This is a genomic window from Deltaproteobacteria bacterium IMCC39524 (assembly GCA_029667085.1).
Taxonomy (GTDB): domain Bacteria; phylum Desulfobacterota; class Desulfuromonadia; order Desulfuromonadales; family BM103; genus M0040.
Window position 1 is genome coordinate 472,578 of record JARUHJ010000003.1, and the last position, 26,967, is coordinate 499,544.

Genomic DNA, 26,967 nt, shown 5'->3' on the forward strand with positions numbered 1-26,967 from the left:
CTCCTGGGCAGAGCCTAACGAAGAAGACTGTTGGCCTGAAGATTGAGGACCAGGCTTTTAACACCTTCCGTTACGGTTGATCCGTCGAAATATTAATCCAAGCCATCATGCGTGAAACGTGACGCTCGCTTGCGAGCTCTTTTTTACTGTTTTTACCCTGAAATTCAAAACTAGTAATCGCTCTATTTCCCTGATCAGAAATCGATAGTGGCTCTGGATGGGGTTCTTTTCCCGGAACGATTCCCATGCAACCCGATAACGCAACAGACAGTCCAAGGGCAATTAAAAATTTAATTTTCATGTGCATACTCCATTTGAAATCGCATATAAGCATATAGAAAATTAAACAGGTGGTGTAAGTATTCTGTTGTATGAATACCTACCGTGAAATTTCAAAATTATATTCATAAGATCGAGGCCGCGTCTTTCCATACGCCGTATTTGTTTTTTTTGGCAACCCTCTCTAAATGGCTCAGCTCAGGATCGGAGCTATAATAACTGTCCTGCAGGGCATATCCTTTTGAGACCAGGAGTTCTCCCAAGCTCGACCCATCGGACAGAAAAACCTTGCAAACAATTCTACCGACAACATCTGTCGCCCAAAATTCTAAGGTAACTTCCTTTCCAGAAGTCACTTCCAGGAGAAATTCTTTTGCCTGCTCTTTGCAACTGATGGAACCAAACCTTATGTTCGGACTAATGATTTCAGCCAGACGGACAAGCTTTACCTCATCATCAACAAGAACTTTAAGCGTGTAATCATTGACCACCTCCACGACATGTCCCGTAAAAAAATTTGCACAGGCTTGACTGGCGAAAATCAGTATTATGAAAGTCAAACAAATGGAAAGTTTAGATAAGCATTTCATGCCGAGGCCCTTTAACGAGAAAACCTGAAACAGATAAATGATTGGTCCACCGTGTTATGACCAATTCCCAAAATAAAAAAGCTGCCAATACATTTAATGTTTTGGCAGCTCGGCTATCTTCAGCAGGAAAAGATGCAAGACCCGTGGCTTTCCGTCCCTGCCTCACGGCAGGTTTGGCTATTTCTACTCAGCTTGACGAATAGTGGATTAAAGATAACATTTAATCCGCGAACGTAAACCAATTTTAATCAATTGCTGTAGTCTGCGTTTTTTTACCTCATATGGGTGGCCTTGAGTCGACTTGAAGAATTCTTCTCAGCTAAACATTCAGTTCCTGGACAGCTCAATCCACGCCAACATGCGGTTAGTGCGCTGATCGCTTTTCCCTTTGGTGTGATAGTGCTTTTTTGTAAGAGAATGATTCATTATTAAGTGCTTAATCGCTTGTTCCTTGTTTGCAGAGGGTTCATTTATTACTCTCATCCCTCCGGTACAGCCTGCCAATGCGAGGAGAAGTGCCAAATAAAGAAGAGCTTTAACGTTCATTTCCTCAGGCGTTCCTCTTTAAGAATGACAAGACCTTGAACAAAAAGCTGCCAAAGTATCAGATGCTTTGGTTCATCATGGAATTAATTTATAGCATATGCCTCTCAAAAATATCTCATAGACCTTTTAAGGAGTCTGGCCTTTGGATCGAAAGAGATTTCTTTTTTATCCTCGCATTTTCTTGATGCCACTAGATTCACAGAAATGCCAAAAAAACGGGGACAGATCATTGATCTGTCCCCGTTTCTCATCTTCAGGTGTCGCCAGTTATCGTCACTGGCAACTATTTGGTTTGAACTATTGCAGGGTAAACGCTGTGGTCGTCATGACACCATCCCAGGTATAACCTGATGCCGTCACATCGGTGGTCGTTGCCGTATAATTACCAGGCGTCGTACCTCCCTGTCCTTTCCGATTCGGCGCCTGCGTCTGCCAGGTTGCCTCAGCAACACCATTGCTATCGCTTGGCCCGGTCGTTAAGGAGGCTGCCTGCGGACCGCTGATGTCGATATTAACCGTCGCATTGGGAACAGGTAGCCCTGTCGCCTCATCGAGTACGGTAGCGCGAAGGATTACTCCATCACCCACGGAGAAGATCGTTGTGGTCACAAATGTAATGACCTTGGTCTTGCCCTTACCCGTGGTCTCATACCGACCGGTGGCTAAAGTTGCTTCAAGGTTGTTCTGGCCGGGATTATTAGGGATCGCGCAAAGGATATTGCTGAAATCCGACTCACACTCGGCGGTATATGAGGAGACCTTGTAGCAGTATTCCGAGCTATTAGTCAGGCCTGTATCCGTAAAGGAGGTCGCAGCCCCAACATCGGCGACCAATTGCGATTTGCCGGCCTGATCATAGTAAACCTTGTAACCATCGACGCCGGCTTCAGCTGTCCAGTTCAAGCTGACCTGAGCGTTGCCTGGTGTGGCCGACTCAAGTGTCGGTGCCGTCGCGTTACATTGCGGCGGGGCACTCCCCCAGGTTGCAGAAGCCATGACATACGGCTCGGCCATGCCGGTGTTGAGCCAGGCTTCGAGCATGTAGGCGCCTTCATTGGCGAGGAAGCTCCCGGGCTCCAGGGTGTTGGCAAGGTCAAGGAACTGGATGTATTCCCAGCTGGTCGGCTGGTAGAGCAGCTCGATGGTTGCGCTGGTCGCCCCCTGTGGCGGGTTCAGAGCGACGGTATCGAAGTAGTCATAGGTCTTGCCCGGGCCACCATTATACTGGTCAGCGGGAACCGGGAGGGCGTTGCGCAGTCGCGCTGCCTCGTAGTCCATACCGTAGGGTGGGATCCGGTTGTCCTTGTGCACCACGTTGTTGATCACGAAATGGAAGGTCTCAAATGCGGTGCCAACAGGGGCCGCTGCCAGCTCACCGAGGGTATGCTCAACGGCACCGTTCGTACGGTCAAATCCAAGGGGAAGATCCGCTGGATAACCGAGGTCGATAAGCTGTGCCGCCCACCCCTGATCGAGGCCGTAATGCGCTTCGTAAATCTTGGTGTTCGGATCGTCCAGGTCCTTGATCGAGCGAACCTGCACGCCGTTGACGGTAACACCGATCTCGCCATAGTCGCCATCGGTTCGAACGACAGTGTCGCTGGAGTCCATCCAGGTAATCTTCAGCCACATACGGCGACCTTCGGGGTAGCCGGAGATCAGTTTGTGCCCCGTGTGATTGACCACCTTGACAGTATGTGCATTGTTATCGACCGTCAGGGAACCTGCCAGGTTCAGTTGTTCTTTGGCGCGCAGTGCGCCGGCATCCAGCGCCGCAACCTGGAGGCTGTTAAGTCCGCCGCCAAGACGCAGTTTGTCCTGGGTATCGAGGTACTTGATGGCTTGCGGCATCCAGTAATTGCCACCGGTCATATCATGCAGGGGCAGGTCGTTGCGGAACGGCGGGTTCTTGTTGCAACCCTGGCCGAAGACCGGGCGCATGTGACAAGTCTGACAGCTGTAATAACGGGGGTCGCCATCGGCGTAGTTGCCGCTCTTGGTGCCGAAGTCCGTCGCCGCTTCATAGATTGCCTTTAAAGCCCCGCCCTGAAGGTCCGTCGGCAGGTTGGGATAATCATCGACCAGGGTTTGGGAAACTAGCCCCGCCTTATATTCGCTGAAGGTCCTTTCGACAACACCGTACTGGTAGGGCTTGTTGTTGAAAGCGGTTTTGCTCGTATAATTCTTGGGGCTTTCGTTCGGCGATATATCCTGAACGAGTTTAGCTTTCTCTGTAGCAAGGAATTCCGGCTGGGCACCAAAATTATGGGCCAGATTACCGACCGCTGGGTTGGAAACATCGTGACAGGTTCCGCAGAAATCGACCGAACGGATAAAGTCGTTCTTCATGAACTGATGTCGTGCTTCAGCATCGCTGTAGGGGCCGAGTTTTTCGGACCCGCCCCAGATGGATGACATGCCACTGCCATAGAAGGGCTCGCCGTTAAGCTGGTCATTGGCAGTAAAGGGGGCGGCCATGACACCCTTAAGGATCGGGTCGGTGTTGCTTGGATCGGTCATCTTGTGGCAGAAGTCGCATTCCACACCATCCGAATCTCCCGCGGCCAGACCTGATCCATCGGTCGGAGTGGAGCGTCCACCCAACCAGCCCGCCGTGCTGTGACAGCGGATACATAAGTCGCCCGCGCCATCGAAGTCCTGTTCGGCTACTGCCAGAGTGGCCCAAAAAATTGGATCTCGACCGGCGTTGGCCATCATGCTTCCTCGCCAGTTGAAAGCGGGTTCGGTCGCAGTATTGTAGCCGCCATGACAATTGTCGCATTTATCTGGCGACTCAAGGTTGCTGACCTCCTGCGGTTGAGTGCCCGGTTGATCAATCGCCGATGGCACAACGTCGGCAGTAAAGCCATAAGTGACAAAGCAACTGACAAACAACAACGACAGCAAAAGAGCCCTTCTCATCATTACACCTCCGAAAGTAACATTGCCGGGCTGTTTCAAAAGCAGCACCGAGATAATTATGGGTGAAACAAAACCTGCTTAGGTCGACTTAAGTCACGCTGACGAACAGGAAGCGTCTCAAAACAGGATAATAGTACTCTTAATTAGAGAATTGATCATGGTCGTAATTGCTTGTTTCTTGGCGATAATTGCTTTTAATCTCAAGAAGAAGAGAGGGGAAGCTACAAGAGAGCGCCTACAGTAACAGAATCAGAACAGCCTTGCGCGATACTGGCTGGGCGTGCAGCCTTCGATGTTTTTAAAATTCTTATTAAAGTTGCTTACATCCTGGAACCCGACCCGATGCGCGGCTGACAGTACGGACAGATCTGCCCTCTTGAGCAGCTCCTTGGCTCTCTGTATGCGTACGAACTTCAGATAACGAACCGGGCTCATGCCGGCCTCGCGCCTAAAAAGCCTGACAAAATGGTACTTGCTCATGCTTGCCAGGGTGGCCATCTGGTCCAGACTGATCGCCATATGATAGTTTGACTCGATGTGACAAACCACTTTCATGATAGAAGGCTGAAGGACCCCGATCTGGCAAAGAGTGCCGTTTGCTGGCTGCTCGCTCTCGCTAACGGTGGGAACTCGTAGATGTTCTCGCACCTCACGTTTGGCTTTCAGCAGTTCCATAGTGGTACGGCTCACATTGAATACCGACAAAGGTTTTTGAAAGAAATCCCGGGCGCCGAGCTTGAATGCCCGAAGGATAATCTCCTCTGAGCTCTGTCCTGTCACAAACAGAATGGGAACACTAGAGAAACGCGCCTTGAAATCTTCCAGCAGTCGCAACCCCAGCCGGGGATCAAAGCCACAGTCGAGTATTATCAGGTCAATCTCTTGAAGCAGGACAGAGCAGAAGGCCTGGCCATAATGAACAACCTGGAGCTCCTCACTGGGCAAGGGGAAATTGCGGTAAAATGAAACGTCTTCTGGTGCGCAAGCAATAATAATCGGGAATTTACGGATCATCTGGTAAGGCCTGTTTCCTTGGTTGAGTAACACAATCTGTATTCTCAGAAAGCTATACAAATAAAGTGATGCCAATTATACCTGGTCAGGATTTGAGGTCAAAGAAAAGGGGTGTCCCTTAATTATAGGGACCATCCCTTATATTATTTAGCCCTCAACGCCGTGCTCGAACATGGGACAAGATGTTGATACCCTTTCATATTCAGTCTAAACTAAAGTTATGACATTTTTTTACAATCTATTGACCTCCCCATGACGACACGAAAACAGGCGAATGCTTTACTGGGTGTATCAAAAGAGCCCGGCTTCGCCACAGTTCTTGCTCACGGTACATGGGGTCCGAAACAAGTATTATCCATAGGCTTTTCCCCGCACCATGAGTCACATGGTGGCCAACTAAAAGGAGACCGAAATGAACATTGATTGGGCCTATTTGAGAAAAGGTTGAACGTCTTGTAAAAATGCTCAGGAGTTTCTTGAGACAAAGCAGGTGAGCACCAGTGAAGTTGTTGATGCGAGAAAAACTCGAATTGATGAGGAAGAGGCCTGGACTTTACTGAAAACCGCAAATTCAGTAATCGTCGCCAAGGGCAAGAAGGTACAGACTTTTACAACGGGTTCTGAAGAGAAAGAGGCCCTCCTTCAACAGGCGATGGGGCCGAGCGGCAACTTGCGGGCACCAACCTACAGAATCAAGGATCAATTCGTAATCGGCTTCAACGCCGACCTTTACGAAGATACGTTTAAGTAGCTCTGCCGCGGGAGAGGTAAAACGCTCTTGCAATCAGGGCTAGCAGAACAATGGCCGCAAAGGTGTGCCAACCGCCGGCAGAGTGATCCTCTGCCGGTGCAACCCAGCGGCTGATATCGATACCTGCCCAGGCGTAGAATTCGTTAGTCAGCCAACCAAGAGAAAGTGAGCAGCAGGAGATTACGGCAAGATACACCATGGTTGCCTTTCTTCCCCAGAAACGTGCAACAACCGTCAAGGTGGCCGCGTTGGTCGCCGGCCCGGCGAGCAAGAAGACGAGAGCGGCCCCGGGCGACAGTCCTTTGAGAACCAGTGCTGCGGCAACCGGAGTCGAGGCACTGGCGCACATGTAAAGAGGGATACCCACCAGCAACATCAGCACGAGAGACGCGGCCTGATGCTCAAAGAGCAGGGCAAAGAAATCGTCCGGTAAAAGCGTCGCCACCAACCCGGCAACCAGTACACCGATCAGTAACCAACCACCGATATCTTTCAGTAATTCACCAAAGGCGTAATGAACACCAGCAGCCATGCGTCTGGCCAAGGGCGCCTCAGCATGAGACTCTGATTCACAACAGGAGCTCTGGCATCCGCAATCATTCTGCTCAACGTCAAGTTCCGTGGTCTCTTCCGGCAATAGATTGATCAGGATACCGGTTAGGGTTCCGGTAATAAACGCAGCAATGGGGCGTATGACCGTCATCACCGGATCGAGCAGCGCCCAGGTGATGGCAATTGAATCAACCCCCGACTCCGGAGTCGACACCAGGAAAGCAGCCGAGGACCCCCGCCCCGCCCCCTGTTTGCGTAAACCGATCGCGGCCGGGATCACACCGCAGGAGCAGAGCGGCAGAGGTATGCCAAAGAGAGAAGCCTTGATAACCGCCATGGTTGAACGACCACCCAGATGCCTGGCGACGGCATCTTCGGGTACGATGGCCTTGATTACGCCGGCGGCAAGAAAGCCGAAGATGACATAGGGGGCGGCTTCGGTGAAAATACGCCAGGTCTCAATCAGCTGATGTTGGAAAAACTCTATCATTACCTAGCCTTCAGTTCTCATTTGCTGGTGTATTGTTGCGCACGATAAGAAGTTTAGCAAAAGCCAGCAATATGGGCCCGCCGTGCATAAACAGATCAAAGATATCCACAGGGCGAGTCAGCAGGCCATTGGCAAGCATGCGTAATTTCTCAACCAAGTGGGGTTCAGGTTTGAAAGGCGTCAGGGCCAGAAGGATTGCCACAGGCAGCAGAAATGTCCAGGGTATGGCGTTGAAAAACTTTCTGATCATATTTTACCCTTCTCCTCTCCGGTTTTGTCGATTGCTATCATGCATGATTGAACAGTCCTGTCAAACAGGTTAAGCTGTGATATTGAATCACCCTTTAAGCCTCAACCTTATGAAAGGCACCTCTCAATGAAAGTATATCTGATGCAGCATGCGCTTGCCTACTCTTCGGAAGAAGATCAGGCAAGACCCCTCAGTCCGGCGGGTATTAATCAGGCAAAAGCTGCCGCAAAGGGTATCAAGCGTCTCGGCCTGACCTTTGACCTGATCGTGACCAGCCCCAAACGGCGCGCGCACCAGACGGCAGCGCTGATTGCCGAGGGAGTGCGTTTCCCGCATAGTGACATCCTGACCACGGAGGCCGTGTTGCCGCAGAGCCAACCGCAAGAGCTTCTCGACCTGCTACAGAAAGAGTCGCCACAAAGCAGCGTCCTGGTCGTTGGTCACATGCCCCAGCTGGGGAGATTGAGTTCGCAGCTATTACAGGGGGGAGAGATGCATTTCGAAAATGCCGGTCTGGCCTGCTTCGAGATCTCTTCCTCACACCCCGCCCGCCTGGAATTTTCGCTTACCACACAACAGCTGGCCGTCTGATCGGGCCCCTTATATCAGGAGATTTTCATCATGACCAAGCGACCACTTTTTTTGCTATTCCTGTTTCTGGTCTTCACAGCCGGAAGCATGGCCTCGACCGTCTCTGCTGCAGGCAAAGGCTTCTATGACGATGGACAGACCAAATGGGAGTATCTTTTTGAAGAGGGTGTCATTAGTGAAGCCAGGTGGTATAGCGAGACCGGTGAACTGATCTCTCGAGAGACCTACGTTGCCGGACAAGCGGATAAAACGGAAGGGTATCGTGCCGACGGTTCCGTGGAGTGGCAGGTCAAACCGCTCGAAGAGGGGCGTCAGGAAGTCACCCGTTTTGACCTGGAAGGTCAAAAGACAGAACTCTACCAGACCGTTGCAGGTCAGGTTGATGGTGTCTATACGACCTTCTACGGAACGGGTCAGGCAAAGCAGATGGTCACCTACAGCCAAGGTGTTCTCAATGGCCCCGCAACAACCTTCTTTCCCTCAGGACAGGTGGAGCATGAATTCTCTTACAGCAACGGCGAAGTGGATGGCCTCTATCGCACCTATTCAGAAGAAGGAAAGCTTCTCTCTGAATACACTTTTTTATCTGGACAACTGCAATAATGTTATTGAGTTACAACAGCTTTCTGCTGTGGCAAGCGTCAATAGAATAACGTTTTGTTTTAAAGTCTATTGTTGTATAAAGGACGTTGCTTCGAAAATTTGAAGCAACGTCTTTGACGTTTTTTATGGTCTGGTTTCGATTGGGTTGGTTGTTTTCGGTACATAATCAGGAGGTGACATGATGAATCTGCAAGGGTTGAAGAGTCACGGCCGGCTGGGGGTTGTTCTGCCCGTTCTGCTGGCAATGCTTTGTGGAACTCCGGCAGCGGCGTTCCAGTTCGATTTTGGCGAGGTGGAGGGTAGTCTCGACAGTACAATTTCCTACGGTATGAGCTGGCGGATGTCAGATCAGGATAAGGATATTGTCGGCTTGGCCAATGGCGGACGAGCTTATTCCGTTAACGGTGACGACGGCAATTTGAATTACGACAGGGACGACGCGTTCAGCAGTCTCGCTAAAATCACCAGTGATCTGGACCTCAGGCATGACAATTTTGGCCTCTTTTTACGTGGTTCTGCTTTCTACGACTTCGAAAACTATGATGAAGATCGGGAAAGAACCCAACTGAGCGATGACGCTAAAGACCTGGTCGGTAAGGACGCAGAACTTCTTGATGCCTATATCTGGGGGAACTTCGAACTCGGTGATATGCCTGCTCAACTTCGCGTTGGTGACCAGGTCCTGAGTTGGGGTGAAAGTACTTTCATTCAGAATGGCATTAACATCATCAACCCCTTTGATGTTAGTAAACTGCGTGTTCCCGGCGCTGAACTCAAAGAGGGTCTTGTGCCGGTCGGCATGGTCTCGGCCTCAATCAGCCCGACAGAAAACCTGACCTTTGAAGGTTTTTACCAGTACGACTGGGAAAAGGTCGAGATTGACCCCACCGGTTTCTACTGGAGTAGCAACGATATTCCCGGTGAAAGTGGTGACAGGGTCCTTCTCGGTTTTGGTGACTGGTCGGATCTCGGTACCAGTTGGCAGGGGGGAGTAATACCGTTTGAAATCACAGATGATCGCTTCATGATGGTTCCTCGTGCCGGAGATGAAAAACCCTCCGATGACGGTCAGTATGGTTTAGCGATGCGTGTCTATGCACCGGGCCTGAATGACACAGAATTCGGGTTTTACTTCATCAATTATCACAGCCGACTGCCGACCCTGAGTGGCGTGACGGGAACTCAAACTGGCTTCGCCAAAGCTACGGGGGCGTTGACTGGAATTGGGACTTTTGCCGCTGTCTATGACCCGAATAATCCAGCATCCATTCCTCCTGCGGTTACAGCTGGTATAACGAACGGAACGTTGGCGGGTATTGGTGAAGGGCTTGACCCTGCTGAGGCCCAAGCGGTTGCAACAGGCGCGGTCAATGCGGCAACAACTGGCAACGCTAGCCTAGCAAACGCTTATATCGTCAACGAGTATGCCCAGACGGCAAAATACAAGGTTGAATACCCGGAGGACATTAAAGTTTACGGAGTGAGCTTCAATACGGCGCTGGACAGCATCGGCGCTTCCTTGCAGGGTGAGTACTCGTATCATAAGGACGCGCCATTACAGGTTGATGATGTTGAATTGTTGCTGGCCGCCCTGAGCCCTCTAGGGGATATTAATCCGTTGTTCCCCTTTTCAGACAATCAGCTCACAAATGGTGGGAATCTAGGACTTGACACTTATGTCCGTGGTTATGAAGAGAAGGATGTCTCTCAACTACAGATGACCATGACTAAACTTTTCGGCCCGACCTTTGGTGCGGATCAGTTCGTAATGGTGGGTGAAGCCGGTGTGACCCATGTCCATGGGATGCCCAGCAAGAGCGATATGCGCTTTGAATCGGCGGGCACATACGTAACAGGTAATCCCGATCAGGCGGCTGCCGGAGGAGCGCATGCGGGCAAGTCAGCTGAATCATCAGACGTCTTTGCAGATGCGACCTCATGGGGCTACCGCGCGGTTGCTAAGATGGATTTTAATAACGCGGTAGGTGCAGTCACCCTCTCTCCCCGGATCGCTTGGTCACACGACGTCGATGGCAACACTCCAGGTCCGGGAGGCAGCTTCATTGAAGATCGCAAAGCGGTCACTTATGGTATTGGAGCGAGCTACCAGAGCACCTGGTCTGCAGACCTGAGCTATACAAATTATTTTGGTGCAAGTCGCTATAATTTGTTGAATGATCGCGATTTCGTTGCCCTCAATATTAAGTATTCCTTCTAATCCGAAGGAGGGAGAATTATGAAAAAAACAATTTGCAAATTATCGATATTTCTAATGGCCGGCCTGCTTTTGACCAGCCAGGGCTTTGCGGCGGTTTCTGCCGACGAAGCCGCTCGACTTGGCAAGGACCTCACTCCGATGGGTGGCGAAAAAGCCGGCAACGCCGATGGCACCATTCCTGCCTGGGACGGTGGCATCACCACACCACCAGCCAGCTACGAGAAGGGCATGCATCATCCTGACCCTTATGCCGCCGACAAGATTCTCTTTACCGTTACAGCCGACAACATGGGCCAATACGCCGACAAACTGACGGTCGGGCAACAAGCCATGCTCGAGGCTTACCCGTCGTACAAGATGAATGTCTACCCGACCCATCGCAGTGCAGCAATGCCACAACGCATCTACGATGCAACCAAAGCCGTTGCGGTAACAGCAACGCTGGCAGAGGGTGACAACGGCGTGAACGGAGCCATCAACGGCATTCCTTTCCCGATTCCGGAGAAAGGGGTCGAGGTCATCTGGAATCATATCCTGCGTTGGCGCGGCAATGCTTTCGATCGTAACTTCGGCCTTGCACCGATGACTCGCGGTGGTGATTTCACCATGGTCGAGTTCAATGAAAAGGGTGATTTTCGTTACAGCCATGAAGGGATGACGGAAGAGAAGTTCAACAACACTATCGCCACCTTCAAGCAGGAGATCTTCGCTCCCGCCCGTGTCGCCGGGCGCATCCTGCTAGTCCATGAGACACTTGACCAGAACAAGGAAAACCGTCGTGCCTGGCTCTATAATCCCGGTCAGCGTCGTGTGCGTCGTGCTCCAAATGTTGCTTTCGATAATCCAAAAGAGGGCGGCGATGGCCTGACCACCAGCGATACGGTTGACATGTACAACGGCAGCCCCGAGCGCTATAACTGGGAGCTGGTTGGCAAAAAAGAGATCTATGTTCCTTACAACAGCTACCTGCTGCACAGCGACAAACTCAAGTACAAGGATATCCTCACTCCCTTGCACCTGAACCCCGACTACCTGCGCTACGAACTGCATCGTGTCTGGGTGGTTGAGGCAACGCTCAAGGAAGGCACCAGCCATATCTACAAAAGGCGGACCTTCTATGTTGACGAAGACACCTGGCAGATTCTGGCCATGGACCAGTACGACAGCCGCGATCAACTCTGGCGTGTTTCCGAAGGTCATTGCATCAACTACTACGAAGTACCGACCTTCTGGTCGACAGTTGAGACTCATTACGACCTGCAATCGGGACGTTATATTGCAATTAATCTCAACAATGAGCACTCAATGTACAATTTTGATGTAAAATTCAGTGGTAAGGAATTTACAGCCTCGGCATTGCGTCGTTCCGGCAAGCGCTAACAGCGTATAACCTTAGCTGAAACGGCCGGGCTCAGGCCCGGCCGTTTTACTTTTTAGAATGGAAATTGCGTGAAAAAGCTTTTTTCAGCATTTTTGCATTTACTCCTCAGGTCAATCTTGATGACAGGATTGATTCTCCTCCTCACGTTTTGCCTGATTCCAAATCCTGCCCTTGCTGTAAACAGTCAAATTCTGCCCCTGGCGGAGAAATCATTGCTGCTCGATGGACAGGTTCTTGGAGACCGCATCATTGTCGTTGGAGAGCGTGGTCATATCCTGATCTCTGAAGATCAAGGCGTTTCCTGGCAACAGCAGGAGGTGCCGACACGAGCGAATCTGACCAGTGTGTTCTTTGTCGACCCCGCCAACGGTTGGGCAGCAGGGCATGACAGCGTTATTTTACAAACCAGCGACGGTGGCCACCACTGGCAGCAGGTCTACGCCGACCCCGAGGACGAACGACCGATTCTCGACCTCTGGTTCCGAGATATAACCCATGGTTACGCCGTGGGCGCTTATGGCCTTTTCCTGTTCACCGAGGATGGTGGCAAGAGTTGGCAGCCTTTCGATTTTAATCCGGCAACCCTTAGGGCGAATGGCGATGGCGTCGGCGAAGACCGGGCTGACGGTCTCGAAGAAGAGTCCTGGGGAATTGATTTTCATCTCAACCAGATATCTGCAACACCTAATGGCCGAATCCTGATCACTGCCGAAGCAGGCAACATTTATCGTTCCGACGATGGCTGCCGCTCCTGGCTTAGCTTACCCTCGCCCTATGAAGGCTCCTTTTACGGCAGTCTTCCTCTCTCGCAAACCAGCCTTCTGGCTTTTGGTCTGCGCGGGCACCTGTTTCGTTCAGAGGATACCGGTAACTCCTGGCAGCCGGTTGCTTCAGGGACCCAGGCTACCATCAATGACGGCATCCGTTTGCGCGATGGTCGCATCGTCCTAGCCGGACTGGCCGGAACCCTCCTGATCAGCAACGATGGGGGACACAGTTTTAGCTTGCACCCCCAGGCAGGCCGGGCAGGAATCGCTAAAATTCTGCAGGCCGATGAGCAAAGTTTGATCCTGATTGGCGAACATGGAGTCAAGCGTTTGAACCTCACGGTTGCAGAAGAGGAGGTCGGACAATGATTTCCAATCTCCTTGATCGAATAGAAAACTTTATTTTCGGAGTTCGTCCTCTGATCGTTGGCATATTTGTCATCATCACCCTGATCATGGGCTACGGTCTGACCAACCTGCACGTTGATGCCGGTTTCTCCAAACATTTGCCATTGCAGCACGAATACATGCGAACGTTTATGGAGTATCGCAACGAGTTCGGCGGCGCCAACCGGGTTTTGGTTGCCCTGCGTGCCCGTGATGGCAACATGTTCAGCGCTGAATTTTTCAACGCCCTTAAACAGGCCACCGACGAGGTTTTCTTCCTCGACGGTGTTGATCGCAGCCGGGTCAGTTCACTCTTCACACCGAACGTTCGCTTTACCGAGGTGGTCGAGGATGGTATCGCCGGTGGCAACGTGGTCCCGGCTGATTTCCAGCCCACGGCAGAGGGCCTTGATCAGGTCCGTAAAAACATTCTCAAGTCGGGCATTGTCGGTCGTTTGGTTGCGAATGATTTCTCGGCTGCAATCATCAGTGCCGAGTTGATCGAGTTCGACCCTCAGACCGGCAAGAAGGTCGACGTCATAGAAGTCGGTCATCAGCTGGAAGCCCTGCGGGAAAAAATCGAGAACGACCAGATCGAAGTCAATATCATCGGTTACGCCAAGGTCATCTCTGATATTGCCGACGGCGCCAAACGCGTTGTGCTCTTCTTTGTCGTCGCCTTTTTCATCAGCGGTCTTCTGGTCTATCTTTTTACCCGCTCGCACCGGGTGACAGCGATGGCCCTGATCTGCTCGCTCATTGCCGTCGTCTGGCAACTTGGCTTGCTCACCTATCTCGGCTTTGGTATCGATCCGATGGGCATCCTGGTGCCCTTCCTGATTTTCGCCATCGCGGTCAGTCACGGTGTGCAGATGATCACAGCCAATCGGGCCGCTGTCTTTAACGGTGACGATGGCCTGACTGCGGCACGCAGCAGCTTCCGCAGCCTGCTGGTGCCGGGAGGTGTCGCTCTGATCTCAGACACCATCGGCTTTATTACCATCATGCTGATCGACATCGAAGTGATCCAGCAGATGGCGATTACCGCAAGTCTCGGGGTGGCGACGATTATTTTCACCAATCTTATGTTGCTGCCGATCCTGCTTTCCTACATCGGTTTCCCGAAAGACTACAAGCAGCGCCTGCGCGAAAGTATCGAGAAAATGGATCGTTTCTGGATGCGCGTGTCGCGAACCGCAAAGCCTTGGCCTGCTGCGGCGCTGATCATCTTTGCTACAGGGTTGATGATCTTCGGCGCCATACGTGGCAGCGAGATCAAGATTGGCGACCTGCACCAGGGGGTTCCGGAGCTACGGCCGACGTCGCGCTACAATACTGACAGCAAAACGGTCACCGAGCACTTCTCGATTGGTGTCGATATCCTTAATGTTATCGTCGAAACGGTTGACGATGGTTGTATCGACTACGAGGTTATGGAGAACATTGATAACTTTGCCTGGCAGATGACCAACACCAAGGGTGTGCAATCCGTTATCGGTTTGCCGGGAATCGCCAAGGTCATTAACGCCGGATGGAGCGAGGGTGCTCTCAAGTGGCGGGTTTTACCACGTAACCGCCAGGTTCTGGTCGAAGCGGTCCAGTACATTCCGACCAGCAGCGGCCTGCTCAACGCTGACTGCTCGGTTATGCCGGTGATGATCTTTACCGCGGATCACAAGGCGGAGACCATCTCCCATGTTGTTGATACGATCAAGAGCTATCAATCCGAGAATGGTACGGAAAAGGTCAAGTTCCGTCTCGCAACCGGCAATGTCGGGGTTATGGCGGCTACCAACGAAGAAGTCTCAGCGGCACAGTTCCCGATTCTCATTTACGTCTTTAGCGCAATTATCATTCTCTGTCTGCTGACTTTCCGTTCCCTGCGCGCGACCCTGGCGATCACCCTGCCGCTTGGCCTGGTTTCGTTGCTGGCGTATGCATTGATGACGCAACTGGAGATCGGGTTGAAGGTTTCGACTTTGCCGGTTGTGGCTCTTGGTGTCGGTGTCGGTGTCGATTACGGCATCTACATTTACAGTCGTTTCCAGTCTCACCTCGACGAAGGCATGACGATTTACCAGGCCTATCACGAAACCCTCAAGGTCACCGGCAGCGGCGTGCTGGTCACCGGGATTACCCTGGCCATAGGAACGGCGACCTGGATCTTTTCTCCACTGCAGTTCCAGGCGGACATGGGCATCTTGTTGACCTTCATGTTCCTGCTGAACATGCTTGGCGCCCTGCTGCTATTGCCGGCTCTTGCGAGTTGGCTGCTCAGGCTCGGAAAGCGCACCTGATTGCGTCAGATGGCAACTTCAATAACAGGGTAACTCTGAATGGTAAGTTCCTCCAACTGGCAACCACGTTCTCCTTCGGTGATCGCAGCGATCATGGCGACCTGCGCGAAATTCCCCGATCGGCCGGCATTTGTCTACCGGGTCGCCAAGCAGGAATTTACCGTCGATTACGCCAAGCTGCGTGAAGACGTCATCCTGCTGGCCAGGGCCTTTGAAGAACGCAAGGTCACTCGCGGCTGCCGTGTCATGTTGCTCTCTGACAATCGCTATGCCTGGATTGTTACCGACCTTGCGCTCATGGCGCTCGGCGCGGTCAGTGTGCCGCGGGGCAGTGAAACGCCGACCCAGGAGCTGGAATTCATCCTCAATCACGCCCGCTGCTCTTTCATGGTTGTTGAGACCGATGCCTTGCTGGCCCGTCACCAGGAAATGCTCAGTACTCACAAGGAAGTCAAAACCCTGTTCATCATCGAGGGCAGTCAGAAACACACCCTTTTCAATCGTCTTTACGCCTACAACGATATTCTCAAAGACCGCACCCTCAGCGATGATGATTTCAAACGATTTGATCGCATGGTGGCTAAAATCACCCAGAAAGACCTAGTAACGATCATCTTTACCTCAGGCACCACTGGCAAGCCTAAAGGCGTCATGCTTAACCACCGCAACATTCTCTTTAACACGGAAACCCTGCCGCCGATAATCGCCATCACCGAAAAAGATGTATGGGTTTCCATCCTGCCCAGCTGGCATATTTTCGAGCGGGCCCTCGAGTTGCTGGCTTTGAGTAGCGGCAGTTGTATTGTTTACTCAAACCTGAAAACCTTCTCCAATGATCTGGTGACTTATCGTCCGACCCTTGTGGCAACGGTACCGAGGCTGTGGGAGTCGCTCTACACCAAGGTCACAGCCACCATTTTGGAGAAGGGTCCCCGTGCTTTTGCAATTTTCAACCTGCTGGTCAAAACTTCAGTCAGGTTTCGTCATGCCCGCCGCCACCTGGCTGGTCATTTGCCGCAGTTCAGTCGTTCAAACCTGCTCGTGCGAAGCTGGCGAAACCTGGTTGCTCTGGTCGAGATGTCTCTTCTCGCCTTGCCCTACTGGTTAGCGCAGAAGAAGCTTAAGCCCCTGCGGGATAAATTCGGCGGCCAGTTGCGAATGGCTGTGAGTGGCGGCGGAACCTTGCCGACCTACCTGGAAAGCTGGCTCGATGCCATCGGCATTCGCATTGTCAACGCCTACGGCATGACCGAGTGCGCGCCAGCCATCGCCGGGCGTGGCTACAACAGTAAAATTTTCGGCACCCTGGGGCGACCGGTCGGCGTCACGGAACTGCGCATTGTTGACGGTGAGGACCAAGAGGTTGGTCCCGGTATCGAGGGCAATATTGAAGTGAGAGGGCCGCAGGTCTTTGACGGTTATGACGATAACGACGAAGAAAATCGTAAGTCGTTTACCGCTGATGGGTTTTTCCGTACCGGTGATCTCGGTAAGCTGACGATTTCGGGAGAACTGGTCCTGACCGGACGCTCCAAGGAGATTATTGTCCTTGCTAGCGGCGAGAATATCGACCCGTCTCGCATTGAAGGTGCCATCGGTCAGTTGCCTTTCGTCAACGACGCGGTTCTTGTGGGCCAGGATCGTAAAGGTCTGGGCGCACTGATTGTGCCGGACTGGGACAAGCTGAAGGATTTCATGACCGAGCATTTCGGGCACACCACTGAGACCTCCGAAGAGCTGCATGATGATCTGGCCATGCGCGATCGAATCAAAAATGAGATCAACCGCTTGCTGCAGGCCAAGAATGGTTTTAAGCCTTACGAGAAGTTACAGAAGATCGATTTCCTCAAGCATGAGTTTACCGTTGGTGAGGAGTTGACGAATACTTTCAAGAAGCGGCGGCATGTGATTGAGAAGAAGTATCGGGAGTTGATTGATCGGTTGTTTAAATAACCTTTCCATGGCCGGCAATGCTCATTGCAAACAATTCTATTCTACCTGCGCTTGTATTGGCTTAATCCCGAAAACTCTCTATTACCTTGAGTCCTAAGGCTTTTCTTAAATTCCAGGGTCAGTAAGAATTATGCGCTTTGGCCAATCTGAAGCCTTAAAATTAATGTGAGAGGACAAATAAGAATTACGGCTCTTTGACCTTAACTCTTCCTTGATGTAAATTGGCATTGTCTTATTTATATACCTATTTGATTAACTGTTGTCAGGAGGAAGCGAGCAGTATGTTCAAAACCACTCTTGTAGAAATGTGATTTTTAATGGGGAAAACGCAGTTGGGGGAATGCAGATGAAAAGATTGTTTTGTTTAGCTGTAATCGGTCTTTTTTTATTCAATGCGAACTGCTGGGCAGAGTTCACATATAAAGAGTTGCAGCATATTTATGGGACATCTGAAAAAGGCTCTATTCGTGTAGTAGATGACTACCTCATGGGACTATATGAGGGGATTAATGCTGCTAGCCTTGCAACCTATATGCAAACTAAGCGGCCTCTTTTCTGCAAACCGAACAATTTTGATCTGAATACCAACGACATCAGATCAATTATAAAAGATGCCCACGTTGCTCATAATTCCAAGGGTACGATCCCAGTGTCATATCTGTTGTTCGTAGGTCTCACAAAAACTTTCCCCTGCCTCTGAAAAATGATTTAAAAAAAAGGAAAGTTGTTAGGTGAAGTTTAGTTCTAATGATACGTGGGGGAATGTATCTCGAAAGTCACGACTTCCGAGAAGAAAACCGGCTTATTATTGATAGAGGTATTCAGTAAGCTCTTTAATACACAAATCTATGGCCACCAGGGTTCGATCCTTGGTGGCCTTTTTTACTGGAATGCAGGGTTTCTAGTAAACACCTCAAACACGCCTCTTCTTATCATCAAAACAATGCAAGAGGACTTTTAGTAAACATCTCACATTTACTGCAGAGCCCAATATATTTAACAGATCCATTCTTAAATACCGTGTTCAGTAGGAATCTCTAATCTTAGGAGTAGTGACAATGCGCCCTCAACTTCTCAGTGTTTTTTTTATGGCAAAGCCACAGAATATTGGTCCGACTTGCGCCCGTCTGGATTGAAAACTTGTAGCCCCAGGTCTTTTGTCCGTGAAGTGAGGTAACGGTAATAGATCAAGGTCTGGCAATCAACATAGACCAATCGATTCCCTTGCGGCGAGATGTTAACCTGTGACATGGCACTTTTGGGGGACAAGGAGGAGAGTCGCTGATAGGTCTGCCCGAGGGCGCTGTCTTCCGGTTCCTTGACCACAAGGGTTGAATTGAGGAGGAAATTCTTCCCATGAATGATTACTTCATAATGATTTACGAAGTCAGCACCCCGTTCGACACTATTGATTTCAGGGGTGCTATTAACCCAAAGAGAATGGGGCAGAGACGTCGCACCATCCCGGTTTCTAACCGAAACGCCATACACTCCTGGTTTCTGGAATCCCGGCAGTTGAACGTTAATAGTGGTTGAGCTTATGACGCGGCTCGGCACTACACGGTCGTCCACTAACAGGACAGCACCCTGCAGAAAATTGCGTCCATTGATTTGTAGCTGATTTAGGGGGTCCATGGAGCAGGCATCGAGGATGCTCGGATTTATATCGGTCACCTGAGGTGTCGGAGACATCACCTCGAATTGATAGGGTTGCGCTGCAACCATGGTGTTGTCTTGGACCGTCAGGGTATAATTACCTGGTGGTAGATTGGGAACCGTGAAGTCCATGTAGTTTTCTGAGATTATTCGAGGGGCGACATACCTCTCACCCAGAAAAGTTTGGGTCTTTGGTGAAAATGGGCCTCCACTGATGCCCACCTGCGTCCCTGGTGTGCCGCGTATAGGAGCGAGAGAAGTAACCTCGAGGGCGAGTGTTTGCCCTGTTATTAGAGCTATACAGGCAAAAGTTACCCATTGAATTTTTTTCATCTTCGTCTCCGCAGTTCTCAGATGCTTAACTTTAACAAAGTAATTCCCATCTTGCAGAAAAGGGAGACGCCTTACTTGCTTTTATTGTGAGAGGTTTGATGATTAGAGATATAGCTAAATATCGGTAGCGGTGCGTAGGTACACTGGCTGGGTTCGTTTGTGGGTAACGCGACAGCGCAAGCAGTCGGTGTGACTAAAAATATTTTCGGGAGTTTTCCCTCCTATGAAGACTGGAATTAAAGACTAATGCCTTATTCCATCGGTATCTTAACGCTTTCAGAATAGGTACAAGGTAGGTTGTGAAAAGTGGACTAAAACTGATGATGAAAGGTATTATGAGAAATTAGTAGCAAATGGTGACTCATCAACTGAAACACGAGTCGTCTCTGGTGCTAATTCCAAGCGAATCATTGTAATTAAGATTCGCGGTTTTCAAGGAGATTATTGATATGCATAGAACGGTGAAAAATTCAAACGAAAGGTACTTAAATAGGGCTGTTGCTGGCGGAGCGAAAGGTGAACCACCTGTGAAGTCGCATCCACAAAAAAATCATGACACTTTTGTCGAGGATATCGCTGGGTATTTTTGTTGGTTAAGCAGAGAATAAGAGACATGTAGCAAATAATGTTTTTTTGTTTTTGCGTAAATTGTCACAAAAGGTTGCATTTTGGTTGCAAGCTTCGGAGTCTTCAGACAACTAAACTTCTGCCAACTTTTTCATGATTCCGGAGGATTATTTGTAGAGGGGGGGATTACGTGTATAAGGGCCTCATAAAGGAAGAGGTGACTCCATTCTTATAAATAACGACATATGAGAAGAAAACCGGCTTCTTATTGATAGAGGTATTCAGTAAGCTCTTTAATACACAAAATTATGGCCACCTGGATCAACTCTGGGTGGCCATTTATTATTTATCAGCGTTTGCAGTAATTCCACATTTCTGACCAATATTCCCATCCAAAACAATTCAAGAGGACTTTTAGTAAATATCTCCACTTCACCGCTGAACACTACAGCTCCCACAGGTGCATTCTTAAATATCAAGGTTTATAGAACACTGGAAATTTGGAGAGACAATATCTCCAGGCTAGAAATAGTAGGACCTTTAGGACGATCATTTTGTGGCCGTTTTTTTTGTTGCTGGGGGGGGGCTACAGTCTCTCGTTTGTCTTTGTGAGCAGTAAATTTAAGGACTTCCCTTAGTGACCCTATTGTTGCAAAGTGATATATAAATAGAAATACGGCTATTTAAGACTTGTCTTTGCATAATGTAATGCTTAATGAAGGAGGAGTTCTGTTGTGTCTACTCAGCCTCAGAAAATCATAAGTGACATCGAGATGTTGCCTGAGGAAAACCCATGTCCTGTATTGCGTATTGACGGAGGTGGCATCTTATTATTTGCCAACCATGCTTCGAGAGACCTTTTGACACAGTGGCGATGTGCCGTCGGCGAGGCTGTGCCTGGTTTCGTTTGTAATAAACTCTCTCTGGCTCTGGCAAGTGGTCTCAGGCAGGAGTTAGAGGCGGTTTGTGGAGAACAGACAATCTCATTGGCAATGGTTGCTGTCGCTGAACGTGGTTATGTCAATTTATATGGTAGCGACATAACACAACGGAAGAGGATTGAAGAGCAGCTTGCTAAAAGCGAAGAGAGGCTTAAACGTGCTCAGGAAATTGCCAGTCTTGGCAGTTGGGAACTCAACTTGGCTGACAATAGCCTCAGTTGGTCGGAAGAAGTTTATCGATTATTTGGTTTGCAGTCAAACGAGTTTGAAGCTTCATACGATGCATTTTTAGCGGCTGTGCATCCAGAAGATCGTGATGCGGTAAACGAGGCGTACACAAACTCACTCAGCGAAGGACGAGACTACTATGAAATTGAGCACCGAATCATACAACAGGGGTCAGGAAAAGTCCTATACGTTCATGAAAAATGTGAGCATGTTAGAGATGAAACCGGCAAAATAGTTCGCTCGTTCGGCATGGTTCATGACATTACGATTCGCAAACAAAAACAAATGGAAGTTGAGAGGCTCAATTCCGAATTAGAAGATCGAGCGAGGGAGCTAGAAAACATAAATAGAGAACTAGAAGCATTTAACCATATGATTGCACACGATTTGCGTAAACCGCTGACTGTAATCGGTGGATATAGCCAAATTCTACAGGATTTATTAACTGACAAACTTGATCCCCAGGCGATTGATTATCTCAGAAGAATCACCAACAGCACCTTCAACATGAGTCATCTTATCAATGCCCTATTGGACTTTTCGCGTCTTTCACATACTGAGCCGAAGCTAGAAAAAGTCAACATTACTGACTTGGCAAATTTGGTTATTACAGGATTGCGATTAGCTGAACCCAGCCGTAATGTGACATTCCGAGTTGAGGAGAACTTGGTCGCCAGTGTTGACAAGGTGCTTATTGAAGCCGTTCTGACAAATCTCTTTGAAAATGCGTGGAAGTTCACTGTAAATCAACATGAATCTATCATTGAATTTGGAATGAGCAAAAGGGATGGGAAGAAGGTATTCTTCATTTGCGACAACGGTATTGGTTTTTCTATGGAGGAGTCTCAAAGACTGTACGAACCGTTCCAGCGGCTTCGTGGTGCCGATGGTTTCACTGGGTTTGGTGTTGGATTAGCTACAGTTAAGCGTATTATACATCGGCATAGAGGGGAGGTCTGGGCTGAAGCCTCTCCCGGTAATGGAGCGACGTTCTACTTTAGCTTGTGATTGAATCAAGCACGACATACTCCACATTTTTTCTATAAATCACGACATATAAGGCGAAAACGAGCTTCTTATTGATAGAGGTATTCAGTAAGCTGTTTAATACACAAAACTATGGCCACCAGGGGACGATCCTTGGTGGCCTTTTCTTATTTGTCAGGGTCAGCAAGAATTTCGTGTTTTTGCGAATTTGGAGACTTCAAAGCAATGCGAGAGGATAAATAAGAAAGATAATCCTCTGAAGGAAACCTGACGCCATCAAGATAAAAATTATCAATTTGTAGTAGATAATTAGAATCGGTTGACAACTTTGCTTATAGAGTTAACGTGAACAGCACAGGTAACAGTTTCCCGACAAAGCCAACCTTCTCGCAAGAGTGGTCGGAAAGTGGCGGATCTTTACTCCTCAAAAACGACACGAAGATGGCCGAGCCGCTGAAGGATATTTGTCCTTATGGTGGAGTCGGTCTTTTTGTTTTTGACCTCCGATCATTTTCAGAAGGAGGTGATATTAAAAGCAGAGTTACAAACATGTGATTGTCTAGAACACTGGTGGTGATTCATATCAACCGCCAGAACACATCTACTACTGGAGGAGGAAGACTATGGCAACGTTTGTTACCCTTATAAATTTCACCGATCAAGGCATTCGGAACGTGAAGGATTCACCGGCACGACTTGAAGCATTCAGGGCGTTGGTGGAAGCTCAGGGCGGTACAGTCAAGAGCGCTTATTGGACTCTGGGTAATTACGACTTGGTGGTTACCGTCGAGGGGACCGAGGAAGCCGCAATGACTACATCCCTGACGGTTGGCTCGCTCGGCAACGTGCGCACACAGACATTACGTGGCTTCTCTGCGGATGAGATGAAGAGCTTTATTAGTAAAATGCCTTGAGCATTACGACATATGAGATGGAAACAGCCTTATTATTGATAGAGGTACCCAGGAAGCTCTTTAATACGCAAAACTATGGCCACCTGGTCTCAACCCTTGGTGGCCTTTTGTATAGCCAAACATCGACTCAATTAGTGCTCAAAACTAATAAAAACCAAATAACCAGTGCTATGCCCATGGTAAAAATACTCAAGTTTCAAAGTTAAGCACTAAGGAAATGTCATCTTCAAAAGGTGCTTAACCGTCCAGTGTTTTTGGTTTTCTCCACATCGATTTCTTTACACTTCGCCATTGGCCAAACCTCCTCACCACCTTCAACCTTCACGTTGAAGTAACCATGGCGACACATATCCACTTTACCAACTACGTTTCTCTCGATGTTCAGAACCATGTGTTCGACACCTGACTCGACATCTTTGACAATTTTTTCGTATTTATAGGTATCCATGACGTTACTCCTTTCTTCCCATAGGCACATTCTCATTTTATCATGCTTATCTACTTCCTTTAAAGTGGCTAAAACTAACATGATCATTATTCCTAATTATGACGACTAGCTGGAAGCTTTTCGCTTTACTGGAATACAGGGTTAGCAAGAACTTTGCGCTTCTACTAATCAAGTTCACTTAAAACAATATGAGAGGATTTACGAGCAAGCACACATTTGATTTCAACTCCCAAACGTTGTAGATTAGCCGTGACTTATTTGTATGGACTTCTGAGAATGGTAAGGGATTTAAATAGGGTAAATGCTTTATCATTTTCTTGGCCAAGTAATGGCCTAAAATTTAACCGAAGGGATCACCGATGAAGAACGAAATTTAATTTGACGATGATCGAAAAATTATAGGTTGCTCTTTAGAGGGAGAGCTAGATATTGATAAATCAATTGTTTTATCGAAAGATCTTCGCAAGAAGGCATCAGAATTAGGCTTTAATGTGTTTTATGATGCACGGAAGCTATATCTAAATTACAAAACCTTGCCTGATGATTTTACAACTAAGCTCTCCACGCTTATTGAAAAGCTCTCCAATCTTCTTGAAATTCCTAGCCAACGTATTGTTAGGGGCGCTATCCTTTACGAGATGGGCAAATATGAAGAGTACTGGAGGTTCTACGAGGCTGTGGCTTTTAACAGGGGGCTGACAGTCAAGATTTTTACAAACAAGGAAGAGTCAATAAAATGGTTGTCTAATGCGACGTTCATAAACCACCGCTGTCGAGACAAAAACGGGCGTGTGATTGATAAAGACATTTGAGAGGCTCTTTAATCCAAACGAAAATGGCCACCTGAAAATGGGTGGCCATTTACTATTTCTAGAGTTAAAGGCTTGAGGTGTGAGGGCTGATTGAGCGCCACAGTTCTTTATTTTTTCTCCATATGTGGATCAACAACACAATATGGGCAATGAACATCGGTTCCTACAAAGTAATCCATGCACTCACGGTAGATACTTTCCACATCTGGAGATCCTATCGTTTTTTCCGCATGTTCTTTGCAGTGGGCATCATACTTATCATACAAGGATGTGATTCTGGCATCTTCTTTAACTGGTGCGCATGCTGTCAGAATCAGAGCCAATGCTATGAGGCTACTGACTAAGATCTTCATGAATATACACCTCCTTTTTTGGCCTTACACCTCTTGCTTATACATTAGCACCCACTAAGACTATTTCAATCCTGGCGCTATATTTAGTTCTTAGATGTCACAACTTCTGAGAAGAAAACCGGCTTCTTATTGATAGAGGTCTTCAGTAAGCTAATACTATGGCCTCCAGGGTTCGATCCTTGGTGGCCATTTCTCCCTTGGCAGATTCAGTAAGAATCATGCCTTCCTGCAAACTTAGACAACTGAAATAATCCAGGAAAATTATGATATATTTTTAGTCAAAGAACAGGAGCAGAATATCTTGAAAACGACTTCAAACCCTCCAAATGAAAGCACAAACATTAAGTTTCAGGATTTATTTGATCTTGATGAAATCCAGAGTCTTCAAGACGCTTTTGCCAAGGCATCAGGGGTCGCTTCCATAATAACTAATACTGATGGACGCCCAATCACAAAGCCCAGCAATTTTTGCCGACTTTGCATAGACATTATCCGCAAAACAGAGAAAGGCCTGAATAATTGCATGACTTCCGACGCCTTATTGGGGAGGGGCAACCCTAATGGGCCAACCATGCAACCCTGTTTAAGCGGTGGTCTTTGGGACGGCGGTGCCAGCATCATGGTAGGCGATAAACATGTTGCCAACTGGCTGATCGGGCAAGTTCGCAATGAAGAACAGGATGTAGAGGGAATGCTGGACTACGCCCGTGAAATTGGTGCAGACGAGGAGGACTTTCTAAGTGCGCTGGCCGAAGTCAACATCATGTCGACCGAGCAATTTAGTAATGTGTGCCAAGCTTTGTTCCTCATGGCAAAACAGCTTTCCACATTGGCATATCAGAACATTCTGCAAGAGCGGACTATTGATGAAAGAGACGTGATTGCAGATGCTTTACGGGAGAGTGAAGAGAGATCTAGGTTGTTACTAAACTCTACTGCAGAAGCCATTTACGGGCTTGACAAAAAGGGGAATTGCATTTTTTGCAATCCAGCTTGTTTAAAAATATTAGGTTATGAAAGTGACACGGACCTTCTTGGAAAGAATATGCATGAACTGATTCACCATCATCGGCAGGATGGAACAGAATATCCCGAGAAGGAATGTAAGGCATACCAGCCCTTTCTGAGGGGTGAGGGGCTTCATGTAGATGATGAAGTTTTATGGCGGGCGGATGGGAGTCACTTTGACGCAGAATACTCTGCTTACCCGATACGCAAGGGGGAAGAGGTGATCGGATCTGTTATCACCTTTCATGACATTTCCGAGCGAAAAAAGGCTCAAGCAGATTTGATTGAAGCGAAAAAGTCCGCAGAGGAGGCTAATGCTGCCAAGAGCAATTTTCTAGCAAACATAAGCCATGAAATCAGAACGCCAATAACAGTTTTCATGAGTGCCATTGAGCACCTTCTGGAAATTGACAAAGACCCAAAATGTCAAGAAGTTCTTGACTTGGCACACATCTCGTCAAAGCGTCTTTATGTATTGTTGAACGAAATTCTGGATCACTCAAAGATTGAATCCCATCAATTAGAGCTAGAAGAAGAAATATTCAAGGTGAGAAAATGTTTGAATGAAACTATCGAGATGATGAACGATAGAGCCCAAAAGAAACATCTAAATTTGGCACTCGACGTTTCTCCATCAGTTCCTGAATACATGTTGGGTGATCCATACCGTCTTGGCCAAATCCTCCTGAACCTTATAGGTAATGCGATCAAATTCACAGAGAAAGGCGAGATCACGGTAAATGTCATACGCCATGATGGCAACCTGCAATTTAACGTGATTGATACCGGCATGGGAATCTCCGAAGACATGTTGGAAGATATATTCGAGTCTTTTAGGCAGGTGGATAGCTCTTCGACTCGCAAACATGGAGGTGCTGGATTGGGGTTGGCTATTTCAAAAGGATTGACCGAGTTGATGGGAGGGGAGATCAGAGTTCAAAGCGAGCTTGAACAAGGTAGCGTGTTTAGCTTTACGCTGCCTTTAAAAAACATAAAAAACTGAACGGGTTATTATTGCCCTATTGCATGGCCCCTCGAGAAATACGAGAGCCCGAAAATACGGATCAGGGCATTTCTTTTAAGTCACCATTTATAAAACACTAAAGCCCTCAATCTTCGGATCGGGGGC

Annotated in this window: 21 protein-coding genes, 1 pseudogene and 1 riboswitch; of the genes and pseudogenes, 13 read left to right on the forward strand and 9 right to left on the reverse strand. The window is 48.7% G+C overall.

Going from position 1 to position 26,967, the window contains the following annotated elements:
- Nucleotides 1–70: 70 nt before the first annotated feature.
- The 4 genes from P9J64_10330 to P9J64_10345 all read right to left on the reverse strand — a co-directional run bounded on the left by P9J64_10330 (nucleotide 71) and on the right by P9J64_10345 (nucleotide 5,351).
- Nucleotides 71–301 (reverse strand): hypothetical protein, encoded by a 231-nt coding sequence (locus tag P9J64_10330; protein MDG5468712.1) that lies wholly within the window; start codon nucleotides 299–301, stop codon nucleotides 71–73.
- 103 nt (nucleotides 302–404) lie between these two features.
- Nucleotides 405–869: a thermonuclease family protein gene (locus P9J64_10335; protein MDG5468713.1), complete on the reverse strand. Its 465-nt coding sequence runs from the start codon at nucleotides 867–869 to the stop codon at nucleotides 405–407.
- 100 nt (nucleotides 870–969) lie between these two features.
- Nucleotides 970–1,057, reverse strand: a riboswitch (cyclic di-GMP riboswitch).
- A 655-nt stretch (nucleotides 1,058–1,712) separates the two neighbouring features.
- Nucleotides 1,713–4,340 carry a hypothetical protein gene (locus tag P9J64_10340; protein MDG5468714.1) on the reverse strand — a complete coding sequence of 876 codons (2,628 nt, stop codon included), beginning with the start codon at nucleotides 4,338–4,340 and terminating at the stop codon, nucleotides 1,713–1,715.
- A 246-nt stretch (nucleotides 4,341–4,586) separates the two neighbouring features.
- Nucleotides 4,587–5,351, reverse strand: a complete 765-nt coding sequence (locus P9J64_10345; GenBank protein MDG5468715.1) for a helix-turn-helix domain-containing protein — start codon at nucleotides 5,349–5,351, stop codon at nucleotides 4,587–4,589.
- A gap of 463 nt (nucleotides 5,352–5,814) precedes the next feature.
- On the opposite strand from P9J64_10345, the pseudogene P9J64_10350 reads away from it, so the two are divergent.
- A pseudogene (locus P9J64_10350) lies at nucleotides 5,815–6,102 on the forward strand (ArsC family (seleno)protein).
- Here the strand turns inward: P9J64_10350 and P9J64_10355 are convergent.
- Nucleotides 6,095–7,144 carry an SO_0444 family Cu/Zn efflux transporter gene (locus P9J64_10355; protein ID MDG5468716.1) on the reverse strand — a complete coding sequence of 350 codons (1,050 nt, stop codon included), beginning with the start codon at nucleotides 7,142–7,144 and terminating at the stop codon, nucleotides 6,095–6,097. The pseudogene P9J64_10350 and the gene P9J64_10355 sit on opposite strands and share 8 nt — an antisense overlap.
- Nucleotides 7,145–7,154: 10 nt before the next feature.
- Nucleotides 7,155–7,394, reverse strand: coding sequence for an RND transporter (locus P9J64_10360; protein ID MDG5468717.1), 240 nt, complete (start codon nucleotides 7,392–7,394; stop codon nucleotides 7,155–7,157).
- 126 nt (nucleotides 7,395–7,520) lie between these two features.
- Here P9J64_10360 and sixA point away from each other — a divergent pair, with 126 nt between their 5' ends.
- The 8 genes from sixA to P9J64_10400 all read left to right on the forward strand — a co-directional run bounded on the left by sixA (nucleotide 7,521) and on the right by P9J64_10400 (nucleotide 18,291).
- Nucleotides 7,521–7,985, forward strand: a complete 465-nt coding sequence (sixA, locus tag P9J64_10365; GenBank protein MDG5468718.1) for a phosphohistidine phosphatase SixA — start codon at nucleotides 7,521–7,523, stop codon at nucleotides 7,983–7,985.
- Between the two features lie 30 nt (nucleotides 7,986–8,015).
- Entirely contained in the window at nucleotides 8,016–8,588 is a 573-nt protein-coding gene (locus tag P9J64_10370) for a hypothetical protein (protein MDG5468719.1), read from the forward strand.
- Between the two features lie 178 nt (nucleotides 8,589–8,766).
- Nucleotides 8,767–10,806: a DUF1302 domain-containing protein gene (locus P9J64_10375; protein MDG5468720.1), complete on the forward strand. Its 2,040-nt coding sequence runs from the start codon at nucleotides 8,767–8,769 to the stop codon at nucleotides 10,804–10,806.
- 18 nt (nucleotides 10,807–10,824) lie between these two features.
- On the forward strand, nucleotides 10,825–12,186 hold the full coding sequence (locus P9J64_10380; protein ID MDG5468721.1) for a DUF1329 domain-containing protein: 1,362 nt from the start codon (nucleotides 10,825–10,827) through the stop codon (nucleotides 12,184–12,186).
- A 120-nt stretch (nucleotides 12,187–12,306) separates the two neighbouring features.
- Nucleotides 12,307–13,323, forward strand: a complete 1,017-nt coding sequence (locus P9J64_10385; GenBank protein MDG5468722.1) for a YCF48-related protein — start codon at nucleotides 12,307–12,309, stop codon at nucleotides 13,321–13,323.
- Nucleotides 13,320–15,638, forward strand: a complete 2,319-nt coding sequence (locus tag P9J64_10390) for an MMPL family transporter (GenBank protein MDG5468723.1) — start codon at nucleotides 13,320–13,322, stop codon at nucleotides 15,636–15,638. Before P9J64_10385 ends, P9J64_10390 begins: the two co-directional genes overlap by 4 nt.
- Nucleotides 15,639–15,677: 39 nt before the next feature.
- Nucleotides 15,678–17,591 carry a long-chain fatty acid--CoA ligase gene (locus P9J64_10395; protein MDG5468724.1) on the forward strand — a complete coding sequence of 638 codons (1,914 nt, stop codon included), beginning with the start codon at nucleotides 15,678–15,680 and terminating at the stop codon, nucleotides 17,589–17,591.
- A gap of 346 nt (nucleotides 17,592–17,937) precedes the next feature.
- The gene (locus tag P9J64_10400) at nucleotides 17,938–18,291 is read left to right on the forward strand and encodes a hypothetical protein (protein ID MDG5468725.1); all 354 of its coding nucleotides are present in this window, start codon (nucleotides 17,938–17,940) and stop codon (nucleotides 18,289–18,291) included.
- A gap of 386 nt (nucleotides 18,292–18,677) precedes the next feature.
- Here P9J64_10400 and P9J64_10405 read toward each other — a convergent pair whose 3' ends face one another.
- On the reverse strand, nucleotides 18,678–19,580 hold the full coding sequence (locus P9J64_10405) for an IPT/TIG domain-containing protein (protein ID MDG5468726.1): 903 nt from the start codon (nucleotides 19,578–19,580) through the stop codon (nucleotides 18,678–18,680).
- 1,301 nt (nucleotides 19,581–20,881) lie between these two features.
- On the opposite strand from P9J64_10405, the gene P9J64_10410 reads away from it, so the two are divergent.
- On the forward strand, nucleotides 20,882–22,324 hold the full coding sequence (locus P9J64_10410) for a PAS domain-containing protein (GenBank protein ID MDG5468727.1): 1,443 nt from the start codon (nucleotides 20,882–20,884) through the stop codon (nucleotides 22,322–22,324).
- A 602-nt stretch (nucleotides 22,325–22,926) separates the two neighbouring features.
- Nucleotides 22,927–23,217 carry a GYD domain-containing protein gene (locus P9J64_10415; protein ID MDG5468728.1) on the forward strand — a complete coding sequence of 97 codons (291 nt, stop codon included), beginning with the start codon at nucleotides 22,927–22,929 and terminating at the stop codon, nucleotides 23,215–23,217.
- Between the two features lie 226 nt (nucleotides 23,218–23,443).
- Here P9J64_10415 and P9J64_10420 read toward each other — a convergent pair whose 3' ends face one another.
- A complete protein-coding gene (locus P9J64_10420; GenBank protein ID MDG5468729.1) occupies nucleotides 23,444–23,665 on the reverse strand; it encodes a hypothetical protein in 222 nt (73 codons plus the stop codon).
- A 533-nt stretch (nucleotides 23,666–24,198) separates the two neighbouring features.
- Between P9J64_10420 and P9J64_10425 the strand changes: the two genes are divergently transcribed.
- Nucleotides 24,199–24,477 (forward strand): hypothetical protein, encoded by a 279-nt coding sequence (locus P9J64_10425; GenBank protein ID MDG5468730.1) that lies wholly within the window; start codon nucleotides 24,199–24,201, stop codon nucleotides 24,475–24,477.
- 107 nt (nucleotides 24,478–24,584) lie between these two features.
- On the opposite strand, the gene P9J64_10430 is transcribed toward P9J64_10425, so the two are convergent.
- On the reverse strand, nucleotides 24,585–24,830 hold the full coding sequence (locus P9J64_10430; protein ID MDG5468731.1) for a hypothetical protein: 246 nt from the start codon (nucleotides 24,828–24,830) through the stop codon (nucleotides 24,585–24,587).
- A 301-nt stretch (nucleotides 24,831–25,131) separates the two neighbouring features.
- Between P9J64_10430 and P9J64_10435 the strand changes: the two genes are divergently transcribed.
- Nucleotides 25,132–26,841, forward strand: coding sequence for a PocR ligand-binding domain-containing protein (locus P9J64_10435; protein MDG5468732.1), 1,710 nt, complete (start codon nucleotides 25,132–25,134; stop codon nucleotides 26,839–26,841).
- Nucleotides 26,842–26,967: the final 126 nt, after the last annotated feature.

Excerpts from the sequence above, each read along its gene's own strand:
- P9J64_10330 (MDG5468712.1), bottom strand. The coding sequence starts at position 301 with ATGAAAATTAAATTTTTAATTGCCCTTGGACTGTCTGTTGCGTTATCG.
- P9J64_10335 (MDG5468713.1), bottom strand. The coding sequence starts at position 869 with ATGAAATGCTTATCTAAACTTTCCATTTGTTTGACTTTCATAATACTG.
- P9J64_10340 (MDG5468714.1), bottom strand. The coding sequence starts at position 4,340 with ATGATGAGAAGGGCTCTTTTGCTGTCGTTGTTGTTTGTCAGTTGCTTT.
- P9J64_10345 (MDG5468715.1), bottom strand. The coding sequence starts at position 5,351 with ATGATCCGTAAATTCCCGATTATTATTGCTTGCGCACCAGAAGACGTT.
- P9J64_10355 (MDG5468716.1), bottom strand. The coding sequence starts at position 7,144 with ATGATAGAGTTTTTCCAACATCAGCTGATTGAGACCTGGCGTATTTTC.
- P9J64_10360 (MDG5468717.1), bottom strand. The coding sequence starts at position 7,394 with ATGATCAGAAAGTTTTTCAACGCCATACCCTGGACATTTCTGCTGCCT.
- sixA (MDG5468718.1), top strand. The coding sequence starts at position 7,521 with ATGAAAGTATATCTGATGCAGCATGCGCTTGCCTACTCTTCGGAAGAA.
- P9J64_10370 (MDG5468719.1), top strand. The coding sequence starts at position 8,016 with ATGACCAAGCGACCACTTTTTTTGCTATTCCTGTTTCTGGTCTTCACA.
- P9J64_10375 (MDG5468720.1), top strand. The coding sequence starts at position 8,767 with ATGATGAATCTGCAAGGGTTGAAGAGTCACGGCCGGCTGGGGGTTGTT.
- P9J64_10380 (MDG5468721.1), top strand. The coding sequence starts at position 10,825 with ATGAAAAAAACAATTTGCAAATTATCGATATTTCTAATGGCCGGCCTG.
- P9J64_10385 (MDG5468722.1), top strand. The coding sequence starts at position 12,307 with ATGACAGGATTGATTCTCCTCCTCACGTTTTGCCTGATTCCAAATCCT.
- P9J64_10390 (MDG5468723.1), top strand. The coding sequence starts at position 13,320 with ATGATTTCCAATCTCCTTGATCGAATAGAAAACTTTATTTTCGGAGTT.
- P9J64_10395 (MDG5468724.1), top strand. The coding sequence starts at position 15,678 with ATGGTAAGTTCCTCCAACTGGCAACCACGTTCTCCTTCGGTGATCGCA.
- P9J64_10400 (MDG5468725.1), top strand. The coding sequence starts at position 17,938 with ATGAAAAGATTGTTTTGTTTAGCTGTAATCGGTCTTTTTTTATTCAAT.
- P9J64_10405 (MDG5468726.1), bottom strand. The coding sequence starts at position 19,580 with ATGAAAAAAATTCAATGGGTAACTTTTGCCTGTATAGCTCTAATAACA.
- P9J64_10415 (MDG5468728.1), top strand. The coding sequence starts at position 22,927 with ATGGCAACGTTTGTTACCCTTATAAATTTCACCGATCAAGGCATTCGG.
- P9J64_10420 (MDG5468729.1), bottom strand. The coding sequence starts at position 23,665 with ATGGATACCTATAAATACGAAAAAATTGTCAAAGATGTCGAGTCAGGT.
- P9J64_10430 (MDG5468731.1), bottom strand. The coding sequence starts at position 24,830 with ATGAAGATCTTAGTCAGTAGCCTCATAGCATTGGCTCTGATTCTGACA.